The following is a 24807-nucleotide window of genomic DNA, read 5'->3' on the forward strand; positions in this document are numbered from 1 at the left end:
GAGGGGGAGCACTTGTCAGTCCTCCGTCACCTCGCCGGAGCCGCTGACCGACTGGCGCAGTTCGGCGGGGCGGCGGGTCAGGCGGACCTCGCCGCTGCCCGAGACGTCGACCTCGGCCTTGCCGCTGGGGCCGACGCGGACCTCGCCCGAGCCGCTGACGCGGACCTTGGCGTCGTCGACGATCAGCTCGTCCATGCGGGCGTCGCCGGCGCCTGAGACATCGACCGTCACAGCGTCGGTCCGGCCCTGGACCCGCACGTCGGACGAGCCGGTCAGCGTCAGGTCCAGCGACGGCTGGTCATAGCCGCGGATCTTCAGCTCGGTCGGGCCCGACAGGTCGAAGGTCTTCACCGAGGGGGCCTTGATGATGATCTTCAGGGCGTCGGTCTCGCTCCAGCCGCGAATGCCGGTGCGGGTCCAGCGGACATAGCTGCGATCGCCGCGCGGGGCCTCGTCCAGCGTCAGGCGGCCGTTGGAGAAGCGGACACGCTCGACCACGCTCTGGGCGCCCGAGACGGTGATGCCCGGCGTATCGGCCTGCTGGTCGTAGACCACGTCGGCGGGGATGTTGATCGCCAGGCGGTCGCCGCCGGCCCATTCGATGGTGCGGGTCGTGTCGGGCGAGACCTGGCCGCGTTCGACGGTGAAGCCGCTGTCGCCGGCCTCGTCGTCGGTGATGACCCAGGTCCAGTCGTGGCGGGCCAGGTCGCGGCCTCCCACGGCGAAGGCGCCGCCGATGCCGACGATGGCCAGGATCAGGCCCGCGCCGGAGATGATGAGCAGATTGCGGATCATGACTGTGTTCTCCTCTCTCTGGCTTTAGGCCTGGGGTTCCAGGGCGGGTTTGATGACGCGGTAGTGCAGGCGGGCGTACCAGACGGTGGCGTCGATCAGCCACTTGGTCAGCAGCGCCATGGTTCCGACCATGAAGATGCCCAGACCCATCAGGCCGACGCCCAGCAGCGCGGCGGCCAGCGCCCCGCCCGGCAGACCCATGAAGGCGCCCGCCACCATGACGAAGCCGCCGGCGATGAAGACGCCGACCCCGCCCAGCAGCAGGGACAGCACCGTGCCGAAGACGGGCAGGGCGATGGGCAGCAGGATCAGGATGTCGATCGCCCCCAGGCCCAGGATGCCGAACACGGCCCCGGCGGCGGATGAGGCCGACGGCTCCTGACGCCAGCGCTGGGCGCCGGCCTCGGCCTTCAGCTCGCGGGACAGGCGATCCGGGTCGCCCAGGGCCTCGGCCACCTCGGCCTCGCTGCGGCCGGCGGCGGCGCCGTCGGCGAAGTGGGCTTCGTAGTCGGCCACGATCTCATTGGCGGTGGCGGCGGGCAGGCCCACCAGGCCGCGTCGCAGTCGCGCCAGGAATTCCGCGCGGTTCATTTGTCCTCTCCCCTGTCAGCTTGGGCGGTCGATTCGGTTCGGGCGCTCTGATCGAGCAAGGCGGGGGTCTCCGCTGGAGCTTCCGCGACAATGACGCTTTCGTCGTCATCGCCGGCGATCAGGGCTTCGACGGCGCGGGCGAAGGCTCGCCACTCGCCGGTCTGGCCGTCCAGGGCGCGGCGGCCCGCGGCGGTCAGGCGATAGTATTTGCGGGACGGGCCGCTGGATGATTCGACCAGATAGGTCTCCACCAGGCCGTCGGTCTGCATCCGCCGCATCAGCGGGTAGATGGTGCCTTCTCCCATGCCGATGGCGTCGGACAGGCGGCTGGCGATCTCATAGGCGTAGCTGTCGCGTCGGGCGAGCAGCGCCAGGACGCAGAGCCCCAGCACGCCTTTCTTCAGTTGAATGTCGATGGTGTCGGGCATTCGATCCCTCTTGGGCGTCCGCTCTTCGGATATTCAAGGGGTATCGCAAGGTATCTTGTCGTGCAAGGTAGCTGTTCAAACATGACAGCGATTTAATCGACCGCATTTTGTCGAGAGGGCGCCATAGGTGCGCTTGATCGCTTGGCAAGGGCGGTTCGAGCCGATAAGGACCGGCCATGACACGCCGAGGTCCGTCTGGGCCCGGCGACGCTTGCGAATTGCTCGCAAACGTCTGCTGCAGAACGGTTTATGAGGACTTCTCGAATGGGGATGGGCATGCGAGCCATGGCGCGGTTGGGGGGCGGTATCGCCGCGACCGCCCTTGCCGCCATTTTCGCTGCGCCGGCGATGGCGCAGGATCTTTTGGGGCAGCCGGTTCCGGCGGGCCTGGGCCTGCAGACGGCCGCCGCGCCGCTGGCGCACGAGGCTCACTTCTTCCACAACGTCGTGCTGATGCCGGTCATCACCGTGATCTGCGTCCTGGTGCTGGCGCTGCTGGTGTGGATCGCGATCCGCTACAACAAGCGCGCCAACCCGACCCCGGCCAAGTGGAGCCACAACACGGTCATCGAGGTCATCTGGACCGTGGTGCCGGTGCTGATCCTGGTCGGCATCTCCCTGTTCTCGTTCCGCCTGCTGTTCGCCTATCACGATTATCCGGACTCGGACGTCACGGTGAAGATCACCGGCAACCAGTGGAACTGGGGCTATGAATATCCGGACCAGGGCGTGGCCGAGTACATCTCGAACATGCTGCCGGAAGATAAGGCGCCCAAGCATCTGTATCGTCTGGCCGCCGATGAGCCGATGGTGGTTCCGGTCGGTCAGAACGTGCGCCTGCTGATCACCGCTTCGGACGTGATCCACGCCGTCGCCGTGCCGGCCTTCGCCATCAAGGTGGACGCCGTTCCGGGCCGCATGAACGAGACCTGGTTCCGCGCCGAAAAGGAAGGCGACTACTACGGCCAGTGCTCCGAGCTGTGCGGCGTCGACCACGCCTTTATGCCGATCCACGTCAAGGTGGTGAGCAAGGAAGCCTTCGCCGCCTGGGTCGCCTCCAAGGGCGGCTCCATGACCAAGGCCGCCGATGACGCAGCGGCCGCCGCTGCTGCGGCTGCGCCCGCCGCTCCGGCCGCCGGCGCCGCCGCCCCGACCGACGCCGCGCCTGCGGCCCCCGCAACCGCCGCCGCGCCCGCCGCGCCGGCCGCTCAGTAAGAGAGACGCGAGAGCCCAGACCCATGGCCACCGCTGCTGTTCACGATTCACACGACCATAAGCCGGGCTTCTTCACCCGCTGGTTCCTGTCGACCAACCACAAGGACATCGGGATTCTGTACCTGGTGTTCGCCATCTTCACCGGCCTTGTCGGCGGCGCCCTGTCGGGCCTGATCCGCTGGGAACTGGCCGAGCCGGGCATCCAACTGTTCAAGGAAGGCACGATCATCCAGCAACTGGGGATCGTCGAGGCGTCCAAGCACGGCTACAACGTCACGGTCACGGCCCACGCCCTGATCATGGTGTTCTTCGTCGTCATGCCGGCGACGATGGGCGGCTTCGGCAACTACTTCATCCCGATCATGATCGGGGCGCCGGACATGGCCTTCCCGCGCCTGAACAACATCTCGTTCTGGCTGATCTTCTTCGCCTTCGTGTTGCTGGTGCTGTCGATGTTCGTCGACGGCGGGCCGGGCCGCGGCTTCGGCGGGGGGTGGACCTCCTATCCGCCGCTGTCGACCATGGGCCACACGGGGCCGTCGTTCGACCTGGCGATCTTCTCGCTGCACGTCGCGGGCGCCTCGTCGATCCTGGGCGCGATCAACTTCATCACCACCATCTTCAACATGCGCGCGCCGGGCATGACCCTGCACCGCATGCCGCTGTTCGCCTGGGGCGTGCTGATCACGGCCTTCCTGCTGCTGCTGTCGCTGCCGGTTCTGGCGGGCGCCATCACCATGCTGCTGACCGACCGTAACTTCGGCACGTCGTTCTTCGATCCGGCCGGCGGCGGCGACCCGGTGATGTACCAGCACCTGTTCTGGTTCTTCGGTCACCCCGAAGTGTACATCATGATCCTGCCGGGCTTCGGCATGATCTCGCACATCGTCTCGACCTTCTCGAAGAAGCCGATCTTCGGCTACCTCGCGATGGCCTACGCCATGGTCGCCATCGGCTTCATCGGCTTCATCGTGTGGGCGCACCACATGTATACGGTCGGCATGAGCGTGAACCTGCGCGCTTACTTCGTGGCCGCGACCATGATCATCGCCGTGCCCACGGGCGTGAAGATCTTCAGCTGGATCGCCACCATGTGGGGCGGCTCCATCACCTTCAAGGCGCCCATGCTGTGGGCGATGGGCTTCATCTTCCTGTTCACCGTCGGCGGCGTGACCGGCGTGGTCCTGTCGAACGCCGGCATCGACTACAGCCTGCACGACACCTACTACGTCGTGGCGCACTTCCACTACGTGCTGTCGCTGGGCGCCATCTTCTCGATCTTCGCGGCCTTCTACTACTGGTACGAGAAGATGTTCGGGGTGAAGTACAACGAGTTCCTGGCTCAGGCTCACTTCTGGATCATGTTCGTGGGCGTGAACCTGGTGTTCTTCCCGCAGCACTTCCTGGGTCTGCAGGGCATGCCGCGTCGCTACGTCGACTATCCGGAAGCCTTCACCTACTGGAACCACGTCTCGTCGGTCGGTTATCTGATCACCATCATCGGCGTGGGCGTGTTCCTGGTGCTGCTGGTGGAATCCGCCATCCGTCGCCGCAAGGCCGAGGCCAACCCGTGGGGCGAAGGCGCCACCACGCTGGAGTGGACCCTGTCCTCGCCGCCGCCGCACCACCAGTTCAACGAACTGCCGGTGGTCAAGGCGGACAACCACTGATCCGTATCGGATAGACTCGGAGAGGCCGCCCTTCCGTAACCGGAAGGGCGGCCTTCGCGCTTTATGACCATGATCGAACGCCCCGCCCAAGAAACGCCCCTCGTCACCACGGCCCAGCCGGAAGACTTCTTCCAGTTGTTGAAACCGCGCGTCATGTCGCTTGTGGTGTTCACAGCGGTGACGGGCCTGGTCGTGGCGCCGGGACAGCTGAGCTGGGTCAACGCCGTCATCGCCGTTCTGTGCATCGCCATCGGCGCCGGGGCGGCGGGCGCGCTGAACATGGCGGTCGAGGGCGAGACCGACGCCCTGATGCGTCGCACGCGTGGACGCCCGGTCGCGGCCGGACGCGTGCGCAAGAACGACGCCATCGCCTTCGGCATGGTGCTGTCGATCTTCTCGGTCATGCTGCTGGGCATGACGACCAACTGGCTGGCGGGCGGCCTGCTGGCCCTGACCATCGTCTACTACGCCTGGCTCTACACGCTGGTGCTGAAGCGCCGCACGCCTCAGAATATCGTCATCGGCGGCGCGGCCGGGGCCTTGCCGCCCGTGATCGGCTGGGCGGCGGTGACGGGCGACGCGCCGTGGCAGGCCTGGCTGCTGTTCCTGATCATCTTCATGTGGACGCCGCCGCACACCTGGGCCCTGACCCTCTATTCGGCCGGCGACTACGCCAAGGCGGGCATTCCGATGATGCCGGTGGCGCGCGGAGCCAAGTCCACCCGCCTGCAGATCATGCTCTACAGCCTGGCCTTCGTGCCCGTGGCGATCGCGCCCGCCTTCACCGGCCTGGGCGGCCCCATCTATCTGGTGGTCTCGGTCGCGGGCGGCTTGGGCTTCCTGGCCCTGGCCTTCCGCCTGTGGCGCTCGCGCGCCGGCGATCAACCCGACAAGGCCGAGGCCGTGGGGCGAGAGGCCGCATTGTATGACGTCCGGGCCGAGGCCAAACCGGCCCGCAACCTGTTCGCCTTTTCGATCTTGTACCTGATGGCGTTGTTCTCGGCCCTGTTGGTCGAGCATCTGTCGGGCGTCGGAGTCTGAATCCCATGTCCAACCTCCAGTACCTGAAGCTGAACGATGAACAGGTTCGTGCGCGCAAGCGTCGCAACGTGGCCATCGCCCTGGGCCTGCTGGCCTTCATCGCCCTGGTCTACACCGTGACGGTGTCGCGCATGCACGCCAACAACCAGGCGCGACATGAAGCCGAGGCGGCGGCCCTGGCCACGCTGGAGAGGGCCGATCCGGCCCTGCCGGCGCCGGTCCAGCCGGACGCACCCGTTCCCGCGCCCGCAACCCAGGAGCCTTGAGGGCCGTGAAGAACAAGAATTCGGTCGCGCTGCTGTGCGCAGCCTTGGTCATTTTCATGACGGGCGCGGCCTTCGCCGCCGTGCCGCTGTACCGGCTGTTCTGCCAGGTCACGGGCTTCGACGGCACGACCATGAAGGCCGAGGCGGCGCCGACCGAGATCCTGGATCAGGAAGTCCTGATCCGTTTCGACACCAACGTCCGCGACCTGCCGATGACCTTCAAGGCCGAGCAGTTCAGTCAGAAGGTCCGCATCGGCGAGACGGGCATGGCCTATTTCGAGGTGACCAACACCTCGAACCAGACGATCCACGCCACGGCGGCCTACAATGTGGTGCCCGAGCGGGCCGGTCCGTACTTCCAGAAGCTTCAGTGCTTCTGCTTCGAGGGGCAGGAGATCGCGCCGGGCGCGACCGTCTCCTTCCCGATGCAGTATTTCGTCGCGCCCGAGATGGCGACCGACGCCGAGGTGAAGGGGGTGCGCGAAATCACCCTCAGCTACACCTTCTTTCCAACCAAAGGCTTTCAGCAGGCCGTTGCGAACGACTCTGCTGTTGGCAAAGCCGGAGAGCGGGGGCTATAGCCCTCTTCAAACGACTCTCGCCTTAATTCAGAGACCTTGGGAATGGCTGACGCTCACGCGAAACCGCAACACGACTACCATCTGGTCGATCCGAGCCCCTGGCCGCTGATCGCCTCCTTCTCCGCCTGCATCATGTTCGTGGGCGCCGTGATGTGGATGAAGGGCCTGTTCGGTCTGCCGGAAGGCACCAAGTGGCTGTTCTTCGCCGGCCTCGCGGGCGTGCTGTTCACGATGTACGGCTGGTGGGCCGACGTTATCAAGGAATCCAAGAAGGGCGACCACACCCCGGTCGTCGGCATCGGCCTGCGCTACGGCATGGTGCTGTTCATCGCGTCGGAGGTGATGTTCTTCGTCTCCTTCTTCTGGATGTTCTTCGACATGGCGATCTTCAACGAAGCGCGCACGATCATCCCGGAAGTCGGCAACTGGGCCGACACGGCGACCGCCTGGCAGACCTGGCCGCCCAAGGGCGTCGAGCTGCTGGATCCGTGGAGCCTGCCGCTCATGAACACGGTCATCCTGCTGCTGTCGGGCACGACCCTGACCTGGGCGCACTACGCCCTGATCGGCGGCGACCGCAAGGGCGCCAAGCTGGGTCTGCTGATCACCGTCCTGCTGGGCGTGCTGTTCACCGGCGTTCAGGCCTATGAATATTACCACATCCTGCACGGCCACCTGTTCTTCAGCGAAGAAGCCGCCCAGTCGAAGCTGTACGGCTCCATCTTCTTCATGACGACGGGCTTCCACGGCTTCCACGTCCTGGTCGGCACCATCTTCCTGGCCGTCTGCCTGCTGCGTCTCTACGCCGGTCAGATGACCCCGCAGAAGCACTTCGGTCTCGAAGCCGCCGCCTGGTACTGGCACTTCGTCGACGTGGTGTGGCTGTTCCTCTTCGTCTTCATGTACGTCGTCTTCGGTTGATCGAACGCGACGGACAAGTCGAGCTTTCGTCGGCGCGGGGCCTCAAGCCCCGCGCCGATTTGCTTGTCTGGCCCGCTGTTCGCGCGGGTCTGATGGGGCGCTGTCCGGCCTGCGGGCGCGGGCCTCTGTTCCAGGGCTTCCTGAAGCGCCGCGCCGTTTGCGAGGCTTGCGGCTATGACCTGGGCGCGGTCGAGACGGGCGACGGCGCGGCCACCTTCATCATGCAGATCGCGGGTTTTCTGGTCGGCTTCTCGGCCCTGGCCGTCGAGATCGCCTGGAGCCCGCCGATCTGGCTGCACCTGATCATCTGGCTGCCGTTGGTCGCGGTTCTGGCTGTGGCCTTGATGCGGCCGGGCAAAGGGCTGATGACGGCCCTGCAGATGCTGCGCCAGCGCGGCGCCAATTCCCACCGAGAGACCCGATGACCGTCGCCGCCCGGCCTCGCTTTCCCATCATCCTGACCGTGATCGCCGTCCTGCTGTTGGGCGCCCTGCTGGCGCTGGGCGTATGGCAGGTGCAGCGGCTGCAGTGGAAGCTGGACCTCATCGATAAGGCCGAAGCCGCTGCGGCCCAGGCGCCGCTTCCCCTGGCCGAAGCCCTGGCGCTGGAGGATCCCGAGTTCCGCCAGGTGGTCGTGACCTGCCGCGGCCTGAACGCGGCGCCCTTCGTCGAGCTTCAGACCATCGAGGACGGCGACGCCGGGGTGCGGCTGATTTCGGCCTGTCCGGTCGAGGGGCGCGGGACGGTGCTGGTCGACCGCGGCTTCTTGCCCGCCGAGACCGTCGAGCGTCCGGCCGTGCAGGCTGAGGCCGCCATGCCGGTCGTCATCGCGGGCGTGGTGCGCCAGGCGCCCGCTCCCAACGCCATGACCCCGCCGCCCTCGGGCAAGCTCTTCTATGGTCGCGACCGGGCGGCGATGGCTCAGGCACTGGGCGTGACGGGGGCGGTGTCGTCCTACACCGTCTATGCCACCACCTCGGCCAATCCTGAACTGACGGCGTTGCGGCCGGTGGCGCCGCCCGCCGCCTTCAGCAACAACCACCTGGGCTACGCCCTGACCTGGTTCGGCCTGGCGATCACCCTGGTCGTCTTCTATGCGGCCCTGCTGCTGCGCCGCTATCGCCCCACGCCTTCCAAGGATCGCTGACCTGACTGCTCGTCTTCACACCCTGTCCAACGGCGTGCGCGTCGTGTGCGACCCCATGCCTGGCCTGCGCACCATCGCCGTGACCGTGGCCGTCAACGGCGGCGCCCGCATGGAGGACGAAGCGCGTTCCGGCTGGTCGCACCTGCTGGAGCATCTGGTCTTCAAGGGCGCGGGCGACATGGGCGCGCGCGAGATCGTCGAGCGCATCGAGGCAGAGGGCGGCTCGATCAACGCCGCCACCGGCTATGAGCGCACGAGCTTCGATGTGCGCGCCCTGAAGGGCAGCCTGCCGCTGGCCATGCAGGTGCTGTCCGACCTGGTGTTCCGCCCGACCCTGTCGTCCGAGGAGATCGAGCGCGAGAAGGACGTGGTGGCGCAGGAGATCGCCGAGGCCTTCGACACGCCCGACGATCATGTGTTCGAGATGGCCCAGACCCAGGCCTTCGCCGGCCAGGCCCTGGGGCGGCCGATCCTGGGCTCGATCGCCAGCCTGGCGCCTGCCGACCGGGCGGCCGTGGCCGACTGGCGCGCGCGCCTCTATTCGCCTGATCACATGGTGGTGTCGGTGTCCGGCGCGGTCGATGAGCCCGAACTGCTGACCCTGGCCGAGGCCTGGTTCGGCCAGGCGGTCGCCGCACCGCATGAACCGACGGAGCCGGCCGTCTTCACCGGCGGCGAGGCGAAGTTGGCGCGCAAGATCGAACAGGCCAATCTGGTCTTCCAGCTGCCGAGCCTGGGCGTGCGCGATCCGCGCCAGCCCGCCCTGCGCCTGTTCACCGAAATCCTGGGCGGGGGCATGGCCTCGCGCCTGTTTCAGAGCGCGCGCGAGGATCGGGGCCTGGCCTACGCCATCGACGCCTATCACGAGACCTATGACGAACTGGGCGTGCTGGGCGTCTACGCCGGGGCGGCGGCCGAGCGGTCGCTGGAGCTGGCCGAACTGTGCGCCGCCGAAATCCTCGACCTGGCCGACAAGGGGCCGACGGAGGCGGAACTGGCGCGCGCCAAGGCGGTGCTGAACGCCAGCCTGTGGATGGCCGACGAAAGCCCGGCCAGCCGCTCGGGCCGTCTGGCGGGGCAGACCCTGGCGTTCGGCGCGCCCGTCTCGTCGGAAGAGAGCGCCGCCCGCATCGAGGCCCAGACGGCGCAGGATCTGCGCGCGGTGGGCCAGGCCATGACGAGCCAGGGACTGGCGGCGACGGCGGTTCTGGGGCCCAAGGCGGCGGGCGGGGCGGGGCGCGTCTTCCGCCAGCGGATGGCGGCGGGCTGATCGCGGCCTGCTGACGCCGAGATCCCTTCGCGCTATCGTCTGCCCCATGGCTCTGTTCGATTGGATGGCCGAGGCGACCGGACCGGTCCTGAACGGGCAGGGGGTTCTGCTGCGCCCGCCGCGTCCTGCGGACTATGTGGCGTGGGCCTCCCTGCGTGAGGAGTCGCGCGACTATCTGCAGCCGTGGGAGCCGGCCTGGGCCGAGGACGATCTGACCCGCGCCGCCTATCGCCGCCGCCTGGGCGTCTATGCGCGGGAGATGGAGCAGGGCACTGCCTGGCCCCTGTTCGTGTTCGATCAAGCCGACGAAGCGCTGCTGGGCGCGATCACCCTGTCCAACATCCGGCGCGGCGTGGCCGAGACGGGCACCCTGGGCTACTGGATCGGCCGCCCCTATGCCGGACAGGGCGTCGGCACGGCGGCGGCGCGAGCCATGTTGGGCCACGCCTTCAGCGCTCTGGGACTGCATCGGGTCGAGGCCGCCTGCGTGCCGACCAACCACGCCTCGCGCCGCGTTCTGGAAAAGTCGGGCTTTCGGCAGGAAGGCGTGGCCCGTGCTTATTTGAAAATTAACGGCCGGTGGGCAGACCATCTGCTGTTTGGCGTTCTGCGTGATGAGTTCGCCGTCGGCGTCGCCCCTTCAGTCAGAGTATCGGACCCGTCTTGAGCACACGATCCAGAGCCCTGACGTGGGATCCGACCACGGCGATCGAAGCCCTCGCCGCGGCCGACGCCGCCCTATGGATCTGGACGCCCGCCGAGGATCAGATCCGCTTTACGGGGGCCACCCGGCCGCTGGGTCTGGGGCCGCTGGCGCCGCAATGCTCGGGCGCGGCCTTCACCGCCCTGGCCATGCCTCAGGACCGCGCCCTGGCCGATCGTCTGCTCAAGCCTCAGGCCGAGGGGACGGAGATCGCCGTGCGCCTGCGGATGCGCGGTTGCGAGACCTGCCTGTGGCGCGGAGTCTGGCTTGAGGACGGCTTGCGCGCGGCGGGCATCGTCGCGCTTGAAACCAAGTTCGCGGGCGCTGATCGCGACGCGCTGACGGGCCTGCTGGATCGACGCACCTTCCTGGTCCGCGTGGCCGAGACCCTGGCGGCGGCCGGCGACTATGAGATGGTGGTGGCCGACCTGGACCGGCTGCGTCGCCTCAACGAGGCCCTGGGTCATGAGCGCGCCGATCTGGTGCTGTCGGCCCTGGGGTCGCGTCTGTCGGCGGCCTTTTCCGAGGATTGCGCCCCGGCCCGCATCGGCGAGGACGAATTCGCGGTCCTGGTGCGGCGCGGCGGCAGCGGGGCCAGCGGCAGCGAGCGCCTGCGCGAGGCGCTGGAGCAGCCTCTGCGGTTGGCGGGCTTCGACATCTATCCGACCCTGTCCATCGGCGCCGTGACGGCCGAGGGCGGACCGGACGCGCCGGACGCCGCCGAGCTTCTGCGCCGGGTCGAACTGGCGGTGGAACAGGCCAAGCAGGCCGGGCGCGGCGGCGCGGCGGCCTATGGCCGAGCGCTGGAGACCGACAGCCTGTCGCGCCTGGCGCTTGAGGCGGACCTGCGCAACGCCTTCGTGCGCGGCGAGATCGAGCCCTTCTTCCAGCCGATCGTCAATCTGAACAGCGGCGCCGTGGCGGGCTTCGAGGCCCTGGCGCGCTGGCGCCACCCCCGGCGCGGCCTGGTGCCGCCGGACGAGTTCCTGACCCTGGCCGATGAAATGGGTCTGATGAACGAACTGGGCCTGCTGATGATGACCGAGGCGGCGCGTCAGCTGGCCGAGTGGCTGCAGCGCCACCCCGGCGCCGGGCGGCTGTTCTGCAGCGTCAACCTGTCGGTGGGCGAGATCGAGCGCGCCCATCTGGTCGAGGACGTGGCCCGCATCATCAAGGAGGCGGGCCTGCCGCGCGGCGCCCTGAAGCTGGAAGTCACCGAGGGCGACATCATGCGCGACACCGCGCGCGCCGCCGAGGTGCTGAAGGCCCTGCGCGAGGCGGGGGCCAGTCTGGCGCTGGACGATTTCGGCACGGGGTTCTCGTCCCTGTCCTACCTGGCCAAGCTGCCGTTCGACACGTTGAAGATCGATCGCTACTTCGTTCTGACGATGGACAAGGACGAAGGCTCGGCCAAGATCGTCAAATCCGTCGTCAACCTGGGTCGCGACCTGGCGCTGGAAGTGGTGGCCGAGGGGGTCGAGAACGCCTCCCTGGCGCAACTGCTGCTCGATGACGGCTGCCATTACGGCCAGGGCTTCGGCTATGCGCCCGCTCTGCCGGCCCAGGAGGCCGAGGTCTATCTGAACGAGTCCCTCGCCGACGGCGCGGCGCCGATCAAGGCGCGGTCCGGCTGACTTCAGCAAGCTGCAGGTGAGAAGATGCGGCCGTGTCGCGTCTCTTCGTATAAAATAGATTTGCTTCGGGCGTTAAAGGTGACGCCGGATAGGCTTTATCTAAGTTATTTGTAACTTGAACCTGTTGCTGTCGAACTGATTGATCGCCTCTTGTTCTTACATTCAGGGGCGCACAGTCGATGCGTTTACAAGGTGAGTCTCAAACGAACGAGCGCCTTGATGTCAGCTTTGAAAAGCTGAAAGGCGCCTCGTCGGCGCCGCTCGCCGTCGGCGTACAGGATGGGGCCAGGCTCTGTTTCGCCGCCTTCCCCGATCATGAAATCGACCGACGGTTCGAGATCGGCTCCGTCACCAAGGTCTTCACCGGCTCCTTGCTGGGCGTCATGGTCGAAGCGGGAGACGTCGATCCCGAGGCGCCGGTGGATCATCTGTTCGGCAAGGCTCTGCCCTGGCCGGTCAGGCCGCCGACCCTGGTTGAGCTGGCCAGCCATCGCAGCGGACTGCCGAATACGCCGAAGCCCCTGTTCTGGCGCGAAAGCCTAGCCGCCCTGTCCCTGTCGGTGAAAGATCCGTGGCGCGGCGTGGATGCAGCGAAGTATCGCGCCATGCTCATGGCGGCGGTGAAACAGGCGCGGGTCGGCGAAGCGTCTCGGTATTCGAGCATGGGCGTCAGCCTGCTGGGCGACGCCCTGGCGCACGCCGCGGGGATGGACTTCGCCGATCTGCTGGATCAGCGCCTGCTCAGACCGCTGGGAATCCGACGCACGGATTTCCTGCGGCCGGAGCAAGAGCCCGATCTGGTGGCGATCAGCGTCAACGACTGGGATCGCCCCGTGCCCTATCTGCGCGATCAGATGGCGCCTGCGGGGATGCTGGCTTCCACGGTCGAGGATCAACTGCGTTTCCTGCGCGCCGCCTGGGGCGAGGGGCCGGACGAGATCGTGAAGGGCGTGCTCAGGGCTCAGACGCCTGTGGCCCAGATGGGCGCGGTCGCCATCGGCTATTGCTGGCTTCTGGCCCCGCACAAGGGCGGAGAGGCCGCCTTCCACAACGGCGGGACATGGGGATCGCAGGCCGAGGTCGTCGTGGTGAAGGACCGACGGATCGCCGTCGCGGCCCTGTCCGCCAAACGCCGTCACACTGATGAGTTCGTCAGCGAGATGCTCGGAGCCTGAGGGCGTTCGACCGCCTTCAGGCCCGGCCGCTCTGGCTGGACAGGCGGGCGGCGTCGACGCCGAGCGCGGCCAGGGCGCGGCTCCATTTGGTGTCGTAGTCGGCGTCGAAGATCAGGGCCGGATCGGCGTCCGTCGTCAGCCAGACGTTCTCGTTCAGCTCTTCCTCCAACTGCCCCTCGCCCCACCCGGCGTAGCCCAGCAGCAGGATGGCGCGGCTGGGGCCGTCCTCGGCGTCGGCCATGGCGGCCAGGGCGTCGCGGGTGCCGGTCAGGGCCAGGCCGTCGCCGAAGGTCAGGCTGGCGTCCTCGCTGGTCCAGTCGGCGGTGTGCAGGACGAAGCCGCGCTCGCGCTCGACCGGGCCGCCGATCAGCACCGAACGGTCGCGCGCGGCATCGTCGACGGGGGTGTCCAGCTTTTCCAGAACCTCGGCCAGGGAGACGCCCGGCGCGGGCTGGTCCAGGCGCAGGCCCAGGGCGTGCTCGTCGTCGTGGGCGCAGATCAGGATGACGGCGTGGCGGAAGCGATCGTCGTCGATGCCCGGCATCGCCACCAGAAGACGCCCGGTCAGGGAGGAGAAGGCGGTCATGCCCCTATCATCGGGGCGGACGATGGCGGGCGCAAGCCATTCTCAAGGCCCACGCGCTTGGCGATCTCCTTACGGGTCTCTATCTGACTCCCATCGTCCTGGATCGTCCGGGCCGAACTCCCGGAGACCCCGACATGACCATCCAGATCGGCGACCGCATTCCCGACGCCACCCTGACGACCATGACGCCCGACGGCCCCAAGCCGGTCACGACGGCCGAGCTGTTCGGCGGCAAGACGGTCGCCCTGTTCGCCGTGCCGGGCGCCTTCACCCCGACCTGTTCGGCGCGCCATCTGCCGGGCTATGTCGACCATCGCGCCGATCTGGCGGGCAAGGGCGTGGACACGGTCGCCTGCGTCTCGGTCAACGACGCCTTCGTCATGGGCGCCTGGGCCAAGGCCAATGATCTGAACGGCGCCGACGACGTGGTCATGCTGGCCGACGGCAACGGCGACTTCACCCGCGCGGTGGGCCTGGTGCTGGACGCCAAGGGCTTCGGCATGGGCGAGCGTTCGCAGCGCTACTCCATGCTGGTCAAGGACGGCGTGGTCGACCAGCTCAACATCGAGCAGGGCGGCGAGTTCAAGGTCTCCTCGGCCGAGCACCTGCTGGCCCAGCTGTGACGACCCGCGTCGCTTATTGAACCATGGGCGACGTCTTCACCCCGGAAAAACGCAGCGCCGTCATGCGCCGGGTGAAGGGGCGCGACACCGCGCCCGAGATGAAGGTCCGGCGCCTGCTGCGGGGCGCCGGGATCGGCTATCGGCTGGGCGGCTGCGGCCTGCCCGGCCGACCTGATGTGGTGATGAAGGGGCGGCGCATCGCCCTGTTCGTCCACGGCTGTTTCTGGCACGGCCATGACTGCCCGCGCGGGGCGCGCCAGCCCCGTTCCAACGCCGACTACTGGATCGCCAAGATTGACCGCAACCGGGCGCGCGATGACCGCGTCACGGCGGAGCTGCAGGCGCAGGGCTGGCGCGTGCTGACCCTGTGGGAGTGCGAGCAGAAGGCGCCGGATTGGGGCGAGCGGCTGCTGGACGCGTTGCTGGAGAAGGCGACGACTTAGGCGACGGCCTGGGCGTCGATGTCCGCCTCGTCGGCCGCGCCCAGCACCTCGCTCAGGGCGGCCAACAGCACCGCCGGGGTCAACGGCTTGGCGACGAAGTGGTTCATGCCCGCGTCCAGGCAGGCGGCGATGTCCTCGGGCGCGGTGTCGGCGGTCACGGCGATGACGGGCGTCGCGACGTTCGGCCCATGGCCCGAGCGCAGGCGGCGGGTGGTTTCGCGGCCGTCGAGCTCCGGCATCCGCACATCCATGAAGATGACGTCGAAGACGCCGGATTCGCAGGCCTTCAGCGCGGCCAGGCCGTCCTCGGCCATGGTCAGCTCGCAGTCGAAGGCTTGCAGGATCACCTGAATGGCGCGGCGGTTGATGGCGTGGTCGTCGACCACCAGCACTCTTAAGGGGCGTTCTGCGTCGCGCGGTGCATCCGTCTCAGTCATGACGGAGGGCGGCGTCGGGGCTGGAGCCAAGGTCGGGGCTGACGGCGGCATGGGCGCCCGTTCAGGCAGGCTGCGGACAGGGGGAGCGGCGACGAGGTCGGAGGCGAGCGCGGCGGCCTCTTCCACGCCTTCGGGCAGGGTCAGGGCGACGGTGAAGGTCGAGCCTTGGCCCGCCTGGCTGCGGACCGTCAGGCGGCCGCCCATCAGCTCGACCAGATCACGACTGATCGCCAGGCCCAGCCCCGAGCCCCCGTAGCGTGCGGCGACGCCGTCGGTGGTCTGATCGAACGGGGTGAAGAGGCGGTCCATCTGACCGGCCGTCATGCCCGCTCCGGTATCGGCCACGTCGATCAGCAGGACATGCAGCCCGGCCTCATCGCGCCAGGAGCGCAGCCGGATGGTGATGACGCCCGCATCGGTGAATTTAACGGCGTTGGAGATCAGGTTGTTCAGCACCTGGCGCAGGCGCATGGCGTCGCCCTGAACCACGCCCGGCATATAACGCGAGCCGTCCAGGCGCAGGCGCAGGCCCTTGGCCCTGACCGGGCCCTGCCACAGGCGGAAGGTGTGGTTGAGCAGGTCGCGCAGGTTGAAATTCCGCGTCTCGACCTTCAGGCGCCCGGCGTCGAGGCGGGCGTGGTCCAGCAGGTCGTCCAGCAGCCCCTTCATCATCAGCCCGGCGTCCTCGATCATGGCCGTCTGCTGACGGGTTGCGGACGAGGGGGCGGCGACGCGCGTCAGTTCATGGGCGCCGGTCAGGATGGCGCCGATCGGGGTGCGCAGGTCGTGGGCGACGGCGGCCAGAAGAGCGCTGCGGCCGGCCATGACGCTCTCGGCCTGACGGCGCTTGCCGTCGGCTTCCTTCAGGGCGCGGGCTTCGGCTTCGCCGGCGGCGTGAAGGCGGCTGCGGGTCGTCAGGCAGAAGAAGATGAAGGCCACGACGCCGATGGCGACCGGCAGGATGAAGCGGCCCTCGACCCCCAGGCGGGCCATGAACAGCGGCGCCAAGGCCAGCACCGCCACCTGGGGCGCGACCGTCCAGAGGAAGACCCGCATATTGCCGGCCGAGGCGATGACCGAATTGATCGCGCCCGCCGCCAGAAGGGTGGTGGCGACTACGCCGCCGGGCAGACCGCCCATGATCCACAGCGGCACGGCGATGCTGGCGTAGACCCCGGCGTTGGCCGTGAGCGCCAGATCGCCCAGGGCGCCGCGCCAGCCCTGGGGCGCGGAGACCTGGCCGCGCGTCACGGGGGCGAAGGCGGCGGCCTCGGCCGCTTGCATCAGCAGATAGACCGCCAGCCAGCCCAGGCAGATGGGCAGGCCCAGGATAGGGCTGAACAACAGGGCGCAGGCCAACCCCACGACAAGCCGTTGGGGCAGCATCTTGTGCCGCTGTCGGATGGCGTAAGCCCACCCGTTCCGGGATGCGTCGGTCTGCGTCATGCGGCGTTCCGAACGGGCGATGGCGCCCCTCGGTTGCATCATGGCGACGGAGACCTAATGCTCCGTCAACGGCCGGAGGCGGTCGCCTCGGCCATGCTGGCGAAGCCGTCGGCGCGCAGACGGGCCGCCAGATCGCGCTTGATCCGGCCGACCATGCCCGGTCCCTCATAGATCAGGGCCGAATAGACCTGGACCGCCGAGGCGCCCGCCCGGATGCGGGCATAGGCGTCCGCGCCGTCGGCGATGCCGCCCACCGCGATCAGCGGCAGGCGCCCGCCCGCCGCCTCGGCCGCGGCCTCCAGCGCCTTCTGGGCGAAAGGTTTCAATGGAGCGCCCGACAGGCCGCCCGCCTCGCCCTTATAGGCGGACCGCAGGGAGGTGGGCCGCTCCAGCGTCGTGTTGGACACGATCAGGGCGTCGATGCGGTGGGCGATGGAGGCCTCGACGATCATGCCGATCTCTTCGCCGATCAGGTCGGGTGCGATCTTCAGGAAGACAGGCGCCCCGTCGCCGGGGCGGGCCTCATGAATGCGGCCCAGCAGGTCGTCCAGCGCCTCGCGGCCCTGCAGCGCGCGCAGGCCCGGCGTGTTGGGCGAGGAGATGTTGACGGTGAAATAGTCGGCCAGTCCCGCCAGCCTCCTCAACCCCGCGACATAGTCGGCGGCCTTGTCTTCGGTGTCCTTGTTGGCGCCCAGGTTGGCGCCGATGGCCGTGCGGGTCGGACGCCGCGCCAGACGGGCGGCGAAGGGCTCCAGCCCCTCGTTGTTGAAGCCCATGCGGTTGATGATCGCCCGGTCCTCGGCCAGTCGGAACAGGCGCGGCTTGGGATTGCCCGGCTGGGCGCGCGGCGTGACCGAACCGCACTCCACGGCGCCGAAGCCCAGGCGCGACAGGCCTTCCAGCGCCTCGCCGTTCTTGTCGAGACCGGCGGCCAGGCCGACGGGGTTGGACATCTCCAGCCCGGCGATCGTGGCCTTCAGGATCGGATCGTCGGCGCCGGGGGCGGGCAGGGGCGTCATCTGCAAGGCGCGGATGGCCAGGCGGTGCGCGGTTTCCGGGTCGAGTTGGCGCAGCGCCCAGGCGCCGAGGTCGGTCAGGCTCATGTTCAGGCGGTCTCTTCGACGATCATGCGGCCGTCGGCCGTCACCGACAGGGCGCGGGCGGCGCGCGTCGCCGCGATAGGCAGGGGGCCGTAGATGTGGGGAAACAGGGCGCCGCCGCGCGACGGCTCCCAGATCAGGGCGTCGCCCAGGGCGGTCAGGTCGACCTCGACCAGCATCAGCTCGGTCTGACCGGCGTAGTGTTTCGCCGCGGTGGCTTCCAACTGGTCGGCGGCGGACAGATGGATGTAGCCGTCGGCCACGTCCACGGGCGAGCCGTCATAACGGCCCTCGGCCAGGGCGGCGCGCCAGTCGACGCGGCTCAGGATCTTGAAGGCGACGTCGGGCAGATCGGTCACGCCAGGGTCTCCGGCGTCAGCCAGCCTTCATAGGACGGGCGACCGGCGACATCGACGCTGAAGATCGCCGCCGCGCCGGTGGGGAAACCGCCGCTCATCTTGTCCAGCACCGAGGGTGAGGCGGCGCTCTCGATCAGATACTCGACCGCCAGCTGGTGCACGCCGGGGTTATGGGCGATCAGCAGCAGGCAGCCGGCCTGGTCCTCGGCCGCCTCGACCGCGCGGCGCAGCACGTCGGCGGGGGCGTTGTAGAGGGCGTCGGAGACGTGCAGCTCGACATCGCCGAAATGCTCGCTGACGCCATCCCAAGTGTCGCGCGTGCGCTGGGCTCCCGAGATCAGGGCCATGTCGGGCTTCAGACCCCGCTCGGCCAGGGCGCGGCCCATGGCGGCGGCGTCGCGGCGGCCGCGCTCGCTCAGGGGACGGGCCACGTCGCCGCCCGGCGCCGAGGCTTCGGCCTTGGCGTGACGCATCAGGATCAGTCTCTGCATGGCGAGGGCTTTACGGCTGTTTGCGTGCGGCGACCATAGGGTGCGCGGCGGACGCTTGATCGCGAGCGGCGGGCGAGGGGGTCAGGGCCGGGCGTCCGGCCAGCACGGCCTGGGCCGCGCCGCCGGGCTGCACGCGGGCGTAGGCCCTGCGCGAGGCTTCCAGCATGATCAGGCCCGCCGCGCCGGGAAAGAGCTTCGGCCCCACCTGCTCCAGACCGTCGGCCAGGGGCAGCATCGGCCGCCACGGCGGGACATAAAGGGCCTGCGACCAGGCGGCGGGCTCCAGTCCGACCTCGCGCACCAGCCGCTCCAACTGGCCGCGGGTGAAGGGGCGGCCGTGGCCGAAGGGGGTGGTTTCGGCGCGCGCCCACATGCCGCCGCGCGCCGCCGCCGCCAGGATGATGCGCCCGGCCGGGGCCAGGACGCGCACCGCTTCGGCCAGCAGGCCCTGCGGATCGTCGGCTTCCTCGAGGGCGTGGACCAGCAGGATGCGGTCGAACGTTCCGGCGGCGAAGGGCAGGCGCCGGTCGTCGACCAGGACGGTGCGGTTGCGTCCCGCCGCGGCCCACTGCTCGGCGCCCTGTCCGCCCGGCATGGCGGCGATCACCCGGCGCGCGCCGATGAAGCCGTCCAGCCAGGGCGTGGCGTAGCCCAGGCCCAGAACGTCGCAGTTGTTGGCCTCGCCCCAGGCGTCCTCCAGCCGTCGCGCCAGCATGCGCCGGGCCAGCGCGCCGGTCGGCTCGCCGTAGAAGGTGCGGAGATCGTCGATGCTGCGGCGCATGGGGGGCAGTATGGCTGAAAGTCTGCGCGACTTCATCCATTCTGGGCGGCGGAGGGTTCCTCTTCGCGCGGCTTAGGATAGGGTTTCGATAGGAGACCTCCCCATGACCCTGACCGTTCGCCAGTTTCCCTGTCTGTCCGACAACTACGGCTTCCTGATCCGCGATGAGGCGACGGGGCTGGTCGCCGCCGTCGACACGCCGGACGCCGAGGCCGTCCTGGCCGATCTGGAGGCGTCGGGCTGGGGGCGGTTGGATCTGATCCTGAACACCCACTGGCACGCCGATCACACCGGCGGCAACGAACGGCTGCAGGCCGAGACGGGCTGCGAGATCGCCGGGCCGGAAGAGGTGCGCCGCGCGGCGCCGCTGGATCACGTTCTGGTCGACGGCGAGGCGGTGCGCCTGGGTGAAACGACCTTCGATGTGGTGCTGTCGCCGGGTCATACCCTGGGCCATGTGGTCTATCATGCGGCGGAAGATGGGCTGGCCTTCGTCGGCGACGTCATCTTCGCCCTGGGCTGCGGGCGGCTGTTCGAGGGAACGCCGCAGCAGATGTGGGACAGCCTGAACCGCATCGCCGCCTGGCCCGAAGCGACGACGCTTTACTGCGCCCATGAATATACGGCCTCGAACGCCCGCTTCGCCCTGTCGCTGCCGGACGCCGATGAGGCGTTGAAGGCGCACGCCGAGGCCATCTTCGCCGCCCGTGAGCGCGGCGAGGCAAGCGTGCCGACCACGGTGGGGATCGAGCGTCGCTTCAACCCCTTCCTGCGCGCCCGCGACGCCGCCGACTTCGCCGAGCGCCGCGCCCTCAAGGACGGTTTCAAGGGCTAGGACGCCCGCCGGTTTTCCAGTCACCCATCATCGGAGATGTTCATGCAGTTGAAGGATCGGGTCGCCATCGTGACCGGCGCGGGCGGGGGGCTGGGCCGCTGTCACGCCCTCTATCTGGCCGGTCAGGGCGCCAAGGTCGTGGTCAACGACCTGACCGAGGCGGCGGCGCAGGGCGTGGCGGACGAGATCGTCGCGGCGGGCGGCCAGGCGATGGCGGCGGCGGGTTCCGTCACCGACGTCGACGCGGTCCAGGCCATGGTCGAGGCGGCGATGAAGGCCTGGGGCCGCATCGACATCCTGATCAACAACGCCGGCATCCTGCGCGACAAGAGCTTCTCGAAGATGAGCCTCGATGACTTCCGCCTGGTGGTGGACGTGCATCTGATGGGGGCGGCCATCTGCTCCAAGGCCGTGTGGGAGATCATGCGCGCGCAGACCTACGGCCGCATCGTCATGACGACCTCTTCGTCCGGCCTCTACGGCAATTTCGGCCAGGCCAACTATGGCGCCGCCAAGCTGGCTCAAGTCGGTCTGATGCAGACTCTGGCCATCGAGGGCGCCAAGCATAACATCAAGGTCAACGCCCTGGCGCCGACCGCCGCCACCCAGATGACGGCGGGCATCCTGTCCGAAGAGGTGCTGAAGGCGCTGGACCCGGCCCTGGTCAGCCCCGGCCTGCTGGCGCTGGTGGGCGAGGCCGCGCCGACGCGGGCCATCCTGTGCGCGGGCGGCGGGCATTTCGCCACGGCCAACATCACCCTGACGCCGGGCGTGCGGATCGGCGGGGGCGCGGATGCGGGCGAGCAGCTGATCGCGCGCTGGGACGAGGCCTCGAACCGCGAGGGCGAGATCGTGCCGGACTTCGGCTTCCAGCAGGGCGCGCAGGAGATGATCTCGGCGGGGGTCTCGGCGCCGATGGCGGCGGGTTGAGCCTTCAGGCGCGGCGGCGGTCGTCGTCGCGCCACAGCCACAGGGCGCCGAAGACCAGCGCCAGGGCGACCAGCATCAGCGCCTGGGGCGCGACCTCGGCCAGGCCGGCGCCCATGGCGTTCATCCGCACGAAGGCCTGAACCGCCGCGGTCGAGGGCGACAGGTGCGCCAGCCAGACCAGCAGTTTGGGCATCATGAAGTGCGGCCAGGCCGCGCCCGCCAGGAAGAACAGCGGCGCTGACGTGCCGACCAGCACCTGCAACACCCGCTCATGCCGGTCGAACAGTCCGCCGAGCAGCAGGCCCAGCGCCGCAACCCCGGCCGAGAAGACCGGCGCCAACAGGATCACCCCGGCCATGTCGCCCGCGCGCGGATAGTCCTGAAGCCAGAAGACGAAGCCGAAATAGAACAGGCAGGACGCCGTGCCGATCGCGGTCAGCGCCAGCCACAGACCCAGCCGGGCGCTGCGCCGCAGGGGAGCGGCGCCGGTCTCGCGACGCAGGGCGGCGATGACGCCCGCGCCCAGCAGCAGGGTCTGTTGCAGGATGATCAGGCTGACGGCGGGCACGGCGTAGTCGCCATAGCCCTCGGTCGGGTTGAACAGGGAGACCTGTTTCAGGCTCGGGGCCAACCGGGCCGCGCGGGCGGCCTCGGGCAGGCCCTCCAGCCGCGTCTCGGCGACATGGGCGGCGGCCGCCGCGACGGCCTTGCCGACCGAGGTGACGCGGACCAGATAGCCGCCGTTCAGCCAGACGGCCACGCCGTCGGGCGCGCCGCGCGCCAGATCGGCCTCGAACCGCTCGGGCAGGATGACGACGCCGTCGACCACGCCGCGCCGCATCAGGTCCGACGCCTCGGCGGTCGAGGGGAGGACGGCGGCGACCTCGACCGCGTGGGAGGCGTTCAGGTCTTCGACCAGGGCGCGGGTCAGGGCGCTCTGCGTCGGCGTCACCACGGCGACCGGCAGGCCCGTCGCCGCCTGCCCGGCGTAGGCCGCCGGATAGTAGAAGGCGTAGAGGACCACGGCCAGGATCAGCAGGCTGCTGACCGGCCGGGCGCGCGGCAGGTTGCGGAAGGTCGCGATGAAGGCGGCGCCGACGCCCTGTTCGGGCAAAGGAAAGGCCAGCGCCTCGGCCTTGGGCGCGCGGCGGGCGCGCAGGCGGATCAGCACGACCGACAGGATCAGGGCGATCAGGGTGACGGCGCTGAGGATCGCCAGGTCGCGCCAGGCCCCGCCGGGCGCCGCGCCGGTCACCATCTGGCCGGTCTGCAGCCGCAGATAGTGGGTGTAGGGCAGGATGTCGCTCCAGATCCGGGCGAAGCGCGGCCCGTGATCCAGCGGCAGGGTGCCGTTCGAGAAGGCGATGGCCGCGCCGGAATAGATGGCGGTGCCCGAGAAGGCCATGTCGACGTCTCCCAGCAGGGCGACCAGCAGGGCCGACAGGGCGACGCTGACCGCCATCAGGGCGACCACGCCCAGCATCAGCAGGGGCAGCGACCCCGCCACGCCCCAGCCCCTGACCCCGCACAGCCAGCCGATCCAGGCCAGGCCCCACAGGGTGAAGACGACGAAGTGCGGCGTCAGCCGCCCGATCAGGGCAGCCGTGGTCCGCCCGCCGGTCTGCGCTCTGAACGTCTGGAACGACCCGCCCTGCATCAGCCGTCCGACCGCCAGCACCGCCGAACAGGCCGCCAGCAGGTGCAGCACGCCTGGCGCCAGCAGGCCGCCGAGGAACAGCTCGAAACTCAGCTGCGGATTGCCGATGATCGACACCTGGACGGCGGGCGGCTCCAACGCCGTGGCGGGCAGGCCCATCTGGCGCGCCCGTTCTTCCAGCCTCGGCGCGGCGGCCGAAGCGATGGCCGAGGACTGGCCCAGGGCCGACAGGGCGCCGACGGTCTGGAAGGCGCCGTTGAACGACACCGTCACCTGTTCCGGGCGGCGAAAGGCGCCTTCGGTGAAGCCTGAAGGGAAATGGGCGATGCTGTAGACCTCGCCCCGCCGCATCAGGGCCACGGCCTCGTCCACTGTCGCCGGGGCGTGAGCCACGCGCACGCCAGGGCTGGCCTCCATGTTGCGGATGGCGGCGCGGCTGAAGGCCGAGTCATCCTGATCCACCACGGCGACCGGAGCCTGGCGGATCACGCCGGGCGCCAGCATGGCCGCGATCACGGCCAGCAGGATCAGCGGCAGGCCGAAGGCGACGAAGGCGTCCCACGGGCGGGTCGCCAGCCGCCGCGTCTCGTCCTGAACGGCCGCGAGGAAGACGGCCGCGCTGCGCGTCATCGCGAGGACCAGTCGAACAGGACGCTCATGCCCGGCCGCAGACCCTCGATCGGCCGGGCGGGCTTGGCCTTCACCTGGAAGCTGCGCACGTCATAGCCGCTGGACTGACGGGTCGAGCGCCAGGTGGCGAACTCGCCCTGGGGGCTGATGGCGGTGACGCGGAAGGCGGTGCCCTTGATCCCCAGCGCGGGCACGTCGCCGCGCACGGCGGCGCCGATCTTCAGGTCGCGGAACTGGTCCTCGCGCACGCTGAAGGCGACCCAGGGATCGGCCGTGTCGACGATAGTGAAGACCGGCACCCCCGTCAGCACCAGTTCGCCGACATTGGCGAAGCGTTCGGACACCTCGCCGCCGTGCGGGGCGGTCAGGCGGGTCTCGCCCTGCAGGCTCTCGACCTCGGCGACAGCGGCGCGGGCGCCGCTTACGTTGGCGTCGGCGACCGACTTCTCCTGCGGCCGGGTTCCGGCCAGCGCCTTCAGATACTGCTGGCGGGCGGCCTCGGTCTGGGAGGCGGTGGCGGCGCGGGCGGCGACCGCCTCGTCGCGGCGCTGGGCCGAGATGACGCCCTCGGCGAACAGGTTTTCCGCCCGGCGCGCGGTCTGGTCGGCCAGGCGGGCGGCAGCCTGGGAGGCGCGCCAGATCGACTCGACCGTTTGCACGTCCTCGGCGCGGGCGCCCTCTCGGCTCATGGACTGGATGGCCTGCGTCGACTGCAGCAGGGCGCGGGCCTGGGCGTCCTTGGCCTCGACCTCGGGGCTGCTCATCAGGGCCAGCTCCTGTCCCGCCTTCACCTGATCGCCCTCGGCGGCCAGGAAGCGTTCGACGCGGCTGGGCACCTTGGTGGCGACGGTGAAGGTCTCGGCCTCGACCATGCCCTGCACCTGATCCGGCGCCGGGCGGGCGGCCAGGAACAGGCCCACGACGATGAAGGCGATCAGCAGGACCACGCCCGCCGCGACGATCAGGGGCAGGGGCGAGCGGCGCGGCTTGGGCGGGGGCGCTTCGGCCGGCTGGGGCGGCGTATAGGCCGAGGAAGGCGTCTCGCTCATGGG

Annotated in this window: 26 protein-coding genes and 1 pseudogene; 16 read left to right on the forward strand and 11 right to left on the reverse strand. The window is 69.2% G+C overall.

What is annotated here, in order from left to right; translation table 11 throughout:
* Positions 1 to 15 precede the first annotated feature (15 nt).
* The 3 genes and pseudogenes from BJP32_RS08585 to BJP32_RS08595 form a co-directional block, all read right to left on the reverse strand.
* Positions 16 to 795, reverse strand: coding sequence for a GIN domain-containing protein (locus BJP32_RS08585; protein ID WP_076223671.1), 780 nt, complete (start codon positions 793 to 795; stop codon positions 16 to 18).
* Between the two features lie 24 nt (positions 796 to 819).
* The gene (locus tag BJP32_RS08590) at positions 820 to 1386 is read right to left on the reverse strand and encodes a DUF1700 domain-containing protein (protein WP_003165980.1); all 567 of its coding nucleotides are present in this window, start codon (positions 1384 to 1386) and stop codon (positions 820 to 822) included.
* A 116-nt stretch (positions 1387 to 1502) separates the two neighbouring features.
* Positions 1503 to 1814: pseudogene (locus tag BJP32_RS08595) on the reverse strand (PadR family transcriptional regulator); the annotation flags it as partial.
* Between the two features lie 264 nt (positions 1815 to 2078).
* Here BJP32_RS08595 and coxB point away from each other — a divergent pair.
* The 12 genes from coxB (at position 2079) to BJP32_RS08655 (ending at position 13437) form a co-directional block, all read left to right on the forward strand.
* Positions 2079 to 3029 carry a cytochrome c oxidase subunit II gene (gene coxB, locus BJP32_RS08600; protein ID WP_046652140.1) on the forward strand — a complete coding sequence of 317 codons (951 nt, stop codon included), beginning with the start codon at positions 2079 to 2081 and terminating at the stop codon, positions 3027 to 3029.
* 23 nt (positions 3030 to 3052) lie between these two features.
* The gene (gene ctaD, locus BJP32_RS08605) at positions 3053 to 4699 is read left to right on the forward strand and encodes a cytochrome c oxidase subunit I (RefSeq protein WP_046652139.1); all 1647 of its coding nucleotides are present in this window, start codon (positions 3053 to 3055) and stop codon (positions 4697 to 4699) included.
* Positions 4700 to 4762: 63 nt separating this feature from the next.
* A complete protein-coding gene (gene cyoE / locus BJP32_RS08610; protein ID WP_003165977.1) occupies positions 4763 to 5740 on the forward strand; it encodes a heme o synthase in 978 nt (325 codons plus the stop codon).
* Between the two features lie 5 nt (positions 5741 to 5745).
* The gene (locus tag BJP32_RS08615) at positions 5746 to 6006 is read left to right on the forward strand and encodes a hypothetical protein (protein ID WP_003165976.1); all 261 of its coding nucleotides are present in this window, start codon (positions 5746 to 5748) and stop codon (positions 6004 to 6006) included.
* A gap of 5 nt (positions 6007 to 6011) precedes the next feature.
* The gene (locus tag BJP32_RS08620) at positions 6012 to 6587 is read left to right on the forward strand and encodes a cytochrome c oxidase assembly protein (protein ID WP_003165975.1); all 576 of its coding nucleotides are present in this window, start codon (positions 6012 to 6014) and stop codon (positions 6585 to 6587) included.
* Positions 6588 to 6629: 42 nt separating this feature from the next.
* Positions 6630 to 7508, forward strand: coding sequence for a cytochrome c oxidase subunit 3 (locus tag BJP32_RS08625; RefSeq protein ID WP_076223672.1), 879 nt, complete (start codon positions 6630 to 6632; stop codon positions 7506 to 7508).
* A gap of 92 nt (positions 7509 to 7600) precedes the next feature.
* The gene (locus tag BJP32_RS08630) at positions 7601 to 7933 is read left to right on the forward strand and encodes a DUF983 domain-containing protein (protein WP_076223767.1); all 333 of its coding nucleotides are present in this window, start codon (positions 7601 to 7603) and stop codon (positions 7931 to 7933) included.
* Entirely contained in the window at positions 7930 to 8655 is a 726-nt protein-coding gene (locus tag BJP32_RS08635; RefSeq protein ID WP_076223674.1) for an SURF1 family protein, read from the forward strand. Before BJP32_RS08630 ends, BJP32_RS08635 begins: the two co-directional genes overlap by 4 nt.
* Positions 8656 to 8710: 55 nt before the next feature.
* The gene (locus BJP32_RS08640; RefSeq protein WP_095046015.1) at positions 8711 to 9925 is read left to right on the forward strand and encodes a pitrilysin family protein; all 1215 of its coding nucleotides are present in this window, start codon (positions 8711 to 8713) and stop codon (positions 9923 to 9925) included.
* A 46-nt stretch (positions 9926 to 9971) separates the two neighbouring features.
* Positions 9972 to 10592 carry a GNAT family N-acetyltransferase gene (locus tag BJP32_RS08645; RefSeq protein WP_046652135.1) on the forward strand — a complete coding sequence of 207 codons (621 nt, stop codon included), beginning with the start codon at positions 9972 to 9974 and terminating at the stop codon, positions 10590 to 10592.
* Entirely contained in the window at positions 10589 to 12262 is a 1674-nt protein-coding gene (locus BJP32_RS08650; protein WP_003165967.1) for a bifunctional diguanylate cyclase/phosphodiesterase, read from the forward strand. The genes BJP32_RS08645 and BJP32_RS08650 overlap by 4 nt, the downstream gene beginning before the upstream one ends.
* Positions 12263 to 12441: 179 nt before the next feature.
* Entirely contained in the window at positions 12442 to 13437 is a 996-nt protein-coding gene (locus tag BJP32_RS08655; RefSeq protein ID WP_046652134.1) for a serine hydrolase, read from the forward strand.
* Positions 13438 to 13453: 16 nt separating this feature from the next.
* On the opposite strand, the gene BJP32_RS08660 is transcribed toward BJP32_RS08655, so the two are convergent.
* Positions 13454 to 14023 (reverse strand): YqgE/AlgH family protein, encoded by a 570-nt coding sequence (locus tag BJP32_RS08660; protein WP_003165965.1) that lies wholly within the window; start codon positions 14021 to 14023, stop codon positions 13454 to 13456.
* Between the two features lie 134 nt (positions 14024 to 14157).
* Here BJP32_RS08660 and BJP32_RS08665 point away from each other — a divergent pair, with 134 nt between their 5' ends.
* Together BJP32_RS08665 and BJP32_RS08670 are read left to right on the forward strand one after the other, a co-directional pair.
* The gene (locus tag BJP32_RS08665) at positions 14158 to 14646 is read left to right on the forward strand and encodes a peroxiredoxin (protein WP_003165964.1); all 489 of its coding nucleotides are present in this window, start codon (positions 14158 to 14160) and stop codon (positions 14644 to 14646) included.
* Positions 14647 to 14669: 23 nt separating this feature from the next.
* Positions 14670 to 15089, forward strand: coding sequence for a very short patch repair endonuclease (locus BJP32_RS08670; RefSeq protein WP_046652133.1), 420 nt, complete (start codon positions 14670 to 14672; stop codon positions 15087 to 15089).
* Here BJP32_RS08670 and BJP32_RS08675 read toward each other — a convergent pair.
* From BJP32_RS08675 to BJP32_RS08695, 5 genes are all read right to left on the reverse strand, one after another.
* The gene (locus tag BJP32_RS08675) at positions 15086 to 16972 is read right to left on the reverse strand and encodes an ATP-binding protein (protein WP_233126779.1); all 1887 of its coding nucleotides are present in this window, start codon (positions 16970 to 16972) and stop codon (positions 15086 to 15088) included. The genes BJP32_RS08670 and BJP32_RS08675 overlap by 4 nt on opposite strands.
* Before the next feature lie 65 nt (positions 16973 to 17037).
* Entirely contained in the window at positions 17038 to 18075 is a 1038-nt protein-coding gene (locus tag BJP32_RS08680; RefSeq protein ID WP_046652131.1) for a quinone-dependent dihydroorotate dehydrogenase, read from the reverse strand.
* A gap of 2 nt (positions 18076 to 18077) precedes the next feature.
* Positions 18078 to 18431, reverse strand: coding sequence for a DUF952 domain-containing protein (locus tag BJP32_RS08685; RefSeq protein WP_083673943.1), 354 nt, complete (start codon positions 18429 to 18431; stop codon positions 18078 to 18080).
* Positions 18428 to 18922 (reverse strand): histidine phosphatase family protein, encoded by a 495-nt coding sequence (locus BJP32_RS08690; RefSeq protein WP_046652130.1) that lies wholly within the window; start codon positions 18920 to 18922, stop codon positions 18428 to 18430. The genes BJP32_RS08685 and BJP32_RS08690 overlap by 4 nt, the downstream gene beginning before the upstream one ends.
* A 10-nt stretch (positions 18923 to 18932) precedes the next feature.
* Positions 18933 to 19703 carry a class I SAM-dependent methyltransferase gene (locus tag BJP32_RS08695; protein ID WP_076223677.1) on the reverse strand — a complete coding sequence of 257 codons (771 nt, stop codon included), beginning with the start codon at positions 19701 to 19703 and terminating at the stop codon, positions 18933 to 18935.
* Positions 19704 to 19806: 103 nt separating this feature from the next.
* On the opposite strand from BJP32_RS08695, the gene gloB reads away from it, so the two are divergent.
* Both gloB and BJP32_RS08705 read left to right on the forward strand, forming a co-directional pair.
* On the forward strand, positions 19807 to 20538 hold the full coding sequence (gloB, locus tag BJP32_RS08700) for a hydroxyacylglutathione hydrolase (RefSeq protein WP_046652128.1): 732 nt from the start codon (positions 19807 to 19809) through the stop codon (positions 20536 to 20538).
* A 42-nt stretch (positions 20539 to 20580) separates the two neighbouring features.
* Positions 20581 to 21468: an SDR family NAD(P)-dependent oxidoreductase gene (locus BJP32_RS08705; RefSeq protein ID WP_046652773.1), complete on the forward strand. Its 888-nt coding sequence runs from the start codon at positions 20581 to 20583 to the stop codon at positions 21466 to 21468.
* A gap of 4 nt (positions 21469 to 21472) precedes the next feature.
* On the opposite strand, the gene BJP32_RS08710 is transcribed toward BJP32_RS08705, so the two are convergent.
* Entirely contained in the window at positions 21473 to 23755 is a 2283-nt protein-coding gene (locus BJP32_RS08710; RefSeq protein ID WP_076223678.1) for an ABC transporter permease, read from the reverse strand.
* On the reverse strand, positions 23752 to 24804 hold the full coding sequence (locus BJP32_RS08715; RefSeq protein ID WP_233126780.1) for an HlyD family secretion protein: 1053 nt from the start codon (positions 24802 to 24804) through the stop codon (positions 23752 to 23754). Before BJP32_RS08715 ends, BJP32_RS08710 begins: the two co-directional genes overlap by 4 nt.
* Between the last annotated feature and the right edge of the window lie 3 nt (positions 24805 to 24807).

The sequence above is a fragment of the Brevundimonas sp. ZS04 genome (assembly GCF_001956865.1).
Lineage (GTDB): Bacteria > Pseudomonadota > Alphaproteobacteria > Caulobacterales > Caulobacteraceae > Brevundimonas > Brevundimonas diminuta.